The organism is Trichlorobacter sp. (assembly GCF_030247655.1).
In the GTDB taxonomy this organism is placed as follows: domain Bacteria; phylum Desulfobacterota; class Desulfuromonadia; order Geobacterales; family Pseudopelobacteraceae; genus Trichlorobacter.
The window spans coordinates 1-4,496 of the sequence record NZ_JAOTRZ010000232.1; the positions used below are offsets into that span (position 1 = coordinate 1).

Here is a 4,496-nt window from a genome sequence, read left to right on the forward strand (position 1 = left end):
ATATCGTACTGGTTGGTATTGTATTCGATCAGGTCGCCGAAGTATTTTTTTGCCTCATGTATCGCTTCAGGATCGTGAGCGCGGACGGTTGCACCGGCTGCCAGCAGACGCTCGATGACGGTTAGTGAGGGTGCCTCACGCATGTCGTCGGTGCGGGGTTTAAAGGAGAGCCCCCAGCAGGCGATGATCTTGCCGGCAAGTGGCTTTTCCTTGTCTGTGCTACCAAGGGTTTTGATCAGTTTGCTGGCCAGTATTTCTTTCTGTAGTTCATTGACCTCTTCCACCGCTTTCAGCAACAGGAAATCATAGCTGCATTCTTCGGCGGTACGGATCAGTGCCTTGACATCTTTGGGGAAGCAGGAACCGCCGTAGCCGGGGCCGGGGAAGAGGAAGTCATAGCCGATCCGGGAGTCAGAGCCGATCCCTTCACGTACGGCGGCAACGTCAGCCCCCATCCGTTCGCAGAGACCGGCAATCTGGTTCATGAAGGAGATGCGGGTGGCCAGCATGGCGTTGGCCGCGTATTTGGTCATTTCTGCAGAACGGATATCCATGATGATCAATCGGCTCTGTCTGCGCATGAATGGGTCGTAGAGCTCTTTCATGATTTCAGCGGTACGGACATTGTCGGTACCGACAACAACCCGGTCTGGTTTCATGAAGTCGTCTATGGCGGCTCCTTCCTTGAGGAATTCCGGGTTGGAGACAACGTCAAATTCAAGGTGGGAACCGCGCTTGTCCAGTTCTTCCTGAACAGCAGCCCGGACTTTATCGGCAGTGCCGACCGGTACGGTGGATTTGTCGACGATGATCTTGAAGCTGTTCATCTGCTGGCCAATGGTGCGACCAACGGCAAGGACGTACTGCAGGTCAGCGGAGCCGTCTTCACCGGGAGGAGTACCAACGGCAATGAACTGGATCAGTGATTTTTCAACGGCTTCAACGACATCAGTGGTGAAGGAGAGGCGGCCTTCAGTCTGGTTGCGCTGGATCAGTTCTTTCAGGCCCGGTTCATAGATCGGGATAATGCCGTTTTTAAGGCCTTCGATCTTTTTCTGATCAACATCAACCGCGATGACGGTGTTACCGCTCTCGGCAAAACAGGCCGCAGCAACTAAACCAACATAACCAGCACCAAATACGGATATCTTCATCAAACAACTCCTTGTGAAAGTATCATTCTTTTTTGCCCCGCAATAGCAAAGCCTGCGCATACAGCTCCCCGACGTGGTAAGCCGGTTGCGGCAGCCACCAGGGCCGCTGCTTCTTTGACCGTATGTCCCTTGGCCAGGGTGGCAGCCAGCTGCTCTTCTGCTGACAAGCCCTCCTGAACCACGCTGTTTTCATCTGCCGGTGCTATCAGAATAACTACTTCGCCCCGCTCACGGCCATCCTGCACCAATTCACGCACCTGTACCGTGTTGCCCAGCAACAGCTCTTCGTAAATCTTGGTCAACTCCCGTGCTACTACTACCTGCCGCTCACCCAGTATGGTGTTGATATCAGCCAGGGTTACTGCCAGGCGATGGGGTGCTTCATAGAGCACTACCGTTCCATGGGCAGTTGCCAGCGAGGCCAGGAACGAACGACGCTTACCTTCTTTATTCGGCGGAAATCCGGCAAAAGTGAAGGCATTTGTGGGTAATCCGGCGGCTGAAAGTGCCGTTACTGCGGCGCATGCACCTGGTATCGGCACAACCTTTACTCCCGCAGCCAGGGCATCCCGAACCAACTGGTAGCCAGGGTCTGAAATGCAGGGGGTTCCGGCATCAGAAATAAGTGCCACCTGTTTGCCTTCATGCAAGGTTGCCAGTATCCGCTCACCTTTTAGCGCCTGGTTGTGATCGTAGTACGAGGTCAGGGCTGTGGTAATGCCAAAATGGGAGAGCAGCTTTCGTGAGTGCCGGGTATCTTCGGCAGCGATCAGATCCACTTCCTGGAGAATACGGACAGCCCGGAAGGTTATGTCCTCCAGATTACCGATCGGTGTAGCCACAATGTAGAGGGTGCCGGACATTACTTGAGTGAGGTGATATACGCCCTGATTCCGTCAAGAATACCGTCGGCAGTCAGGTCATGGAAGGACGGGTCTTTCAGATGAGCCTCTTCAATAGTGTTGCTCAGGAAACCGACCTCAGTCAGGATACTGGGCATGCTGGCTCCCACCAGAACGTAGAAAGGTCCCTGTTTGACCCCCAGATTTTTGGTGTCCGGATACTTTGCCTTGGCAGTTTTGTAGATCGCCTTCTGGATCTCTTCTGCCAGATGGGCGGAGTCATTCAGCTTGTAATTCGCCATCAGGTCAAACAGGATCGCCTGCAGGGTGCTGACCTTCTCCAGGCTGGTACCGTTTTCTTTGGCTGCCAGTTGGGCTACTTTTTCGGTTTTGGCTAGATTCAGGTAGTAGGTTTCAATGCCGGCGGCATTACGATTAGGGGCGGCATTGGCATGGATTGAGACAAACAGGTCGGCATTGACCTTGTTGGCGATGGCGGTCCGCTCTTCCAGTGGTATAAAAATGTCGGTAGAGCGGGTCATCACCACATCAAGTCCCAACTCGTCCTTTATTTTTTCGCGCAGTTTCAAGCCTATGGAAAGCACTATATCTTTTTCCTGAAGCCCGCTGTGTCCCACTGCGCCCGGGTCATGGCCACCATGGCCAGGGTCCAGCACAATCCGGCGTATTTTTGATAGGGCAGGTTGTTTTTTTACTGGCTTTGTGATCCGGTCTGACTTTGGTGCAGGAGGGGGCTCCTGTACACGATTTGTCAGGCTGTTTTCAAGTTGGCTGATTTCTGTGCGCCGTTCTCCCCGCACATCGATGATCAGCCGGGCCGGATCAGAGAGGGGGAAAATCTTGTAGTCGCGGATGTTATCGGTATCAAGTACTACCCGTACCACACCTGGTTTGTACAGGGCTGCCCGAACCCCTTTTAACAGGCCATCACCGATGGTTATATCGCGCGTGCTGTTGCCAAGCTTAGCGTTGTGCAGGTCAATAAATATCCGGCCCGGTTTGCCGCTACGCCCAGCACCTTTGTCCAGCTCATGGCTTTCCCAGATGACATCCCGTTCCAGAGCGATTGAAATTCGAGTGTAATCCGGGTTTGACCAGTGTTTCAGTTCAAGTACCTGGGCAGGAGAGGAGAGGCGTGTTTCGGCGACAATCTGCTTTTTGGCAGATCTGGCAGCATGACTGGCTGATGTCAGCAACGGCAACAACAGAATAGCCAGTAATAGAGGTATGTAAAATTTTAGTTTTGTCATTGGGTCTTTTTTGTTTGTCAGAAAAGTTCGCGTGTTACATGCGGTGTCATAACAGAAATATTCAGTTTTTTCAACAAAACTGACCGCTTGATGATGATATTGGCAGTAGCAAGTCTGATTGTTAAAATTTGTTTCTTTTAATTTTTGCGGATCTATATTATATGGTTTACTATATGTTTTGAATTGAAGGTGTGGTGATAAGGAGTATCTGTATGAAAGTATTAAGTATTATAGTTCTTTGTCTGTTGCTTGTCACGCCGGTCTCGTCCCATGCGTTGAATGCCTATGGTGTTCAGATTGACGGTTCGACGGTTGTTGATGGCCAGTCATTGCATTTAAACGGGTTTGGACTGCGCACAAAAATGTTTGGTAAAGTCTACGTAAGTTCACTCTATTTAGAGAAACAGACAGCCAAAAGCGCCGAGGTGGTCAATGCCCCTGGTGCCAAGCTCGTCAGGATCAATTTCTTGCATAAACGGATTTTGAAAGACAAGTTTGTTGAGGCATTAAATGAGGCACTGATCAGGAATACGTCAAGCATGTCTGGGAGTCCAGAGCTTCAACGCCTGTATGGGTTCTTCACTAAAGATTTTATGAATGGTGAAGTGTTGGACTTGAGTTTCTCTCCTGACGGAACAGTGCGGGTCAGTCGTAATAATCAGGTGGTGGGATCACTAGCTTCAAAAAGCTTGCAGAGTGCCCTGCTCAAGGCCTTTGTCGGCCTCTATCCGATTGATGAAGCAGTACGGGCAGGAATGCTGGGAAGACTCTAGCCTGCCTTGAGGTGGTATTGCATCAAGCCATCCGCTTCAGTTCATCCAGCAGGTTCAGCGCCTCCAGGGGCGTCATGGTGTTGATGTTCAGTTTTTTCAACCGTTCCCGCAGCAGGTCGCCTTGCTGTTCAAACAGGGTGAACTGGGCAGTCTCTTTCCTTGGTGGGACGATGCTGCTTTTGGACAGGCGGGGCGAGCCCTGCTCAAATTCCCCTTCTTCCAGGGTTTTAAGCACCTCTTTGGCCCGTTCAATCACCTCGCGGGGCATGCCTGCCAAACGGGCCACCTGGATGCCGTAGGAGTGTGAGGCGGCACCGGGGATGATGGTGCGCAGGAAGATTACCTGATCATTCCACTCTTTCACTGCCACGGTCAGGTTGGTGATCCGCTCGCGAGTGGCAGCCAGGTCGGCCAGTTCATGGTAGTGAGTGGCAAACAGGGTGCGTGGTCGGCAGG

General features: G+C 52.0%; 4 protein-coding genes and 1 pseudogene. 1 reads left to right on the top strand and 4 read right to left on the bottom strand.

The window, feature by feature from the left end:
- From OEL57_RS14525 to OEL57_RS14535, 3 genes and pseudogenes are all read right to left on the bottom strand, one after another.
- A partial coding sequence (locus tag OEL57_RS14525; protein ID WP_300741416.1) for a UDP-glucose dehydrogenase family protein occupies positions 1 to 1,154 on the bottom strand: 1,154 nt, incomplete at its 3' end.
- Between the two features lie 22 nt (positions 1,155 to 1,176).
- Positions 1,177 to 2,017: pseudogene (gene rsmI / locus OEL57_RS14530) on the bottom strand (16S rRNA (cytidine(1402)-2'-O)-methyltransferase).
- Positions 2,017 to 3,267 (bottom strand): N-acetylmuramoyl-L-alanine amidase, encoded by a 1,251-nt coding sequence (locus OEL57_RS14535; RefSeq protein ID WP_300741420.1) that lies wholly within the window; start codon positions 3,265 to 3,267, stop codon positions 2,017 to 2,019. Before OEL57_RS14535 ends, rsmI begins: the two are co-directional and overlap by 1 nt.
- Positions 3,268 to 3,479: 212 nt before the next feature.
- Between OEL57_RS14535 and OEL57_RS14540 the strand changes: the two genes are divergently transcribed.
- Positions 3,480 to 4,040, top strand: coding sequence for a chalcone isomerase family protein (locus OEL57_RS14540; RefSeq protein WP_300741422.1), 561 nt, complete (start codon positions 3,480 to 3,482; stop codon positions 4,038 to 4,040).
- Positions 4,041 to 4,062: 22 nt separating this feature from the next.
- Here the strand turns inward: OEL57_RS14540 and OEL57_RS14545 are convergent.
- Positions 4,063 to 4,496: MutS-related protein (locus tag OEL57_RS14545; RefSeq protein WP_414718532.1), on the bottom strand; the 434-nt coding region annotated here is incomplete at its 5' end.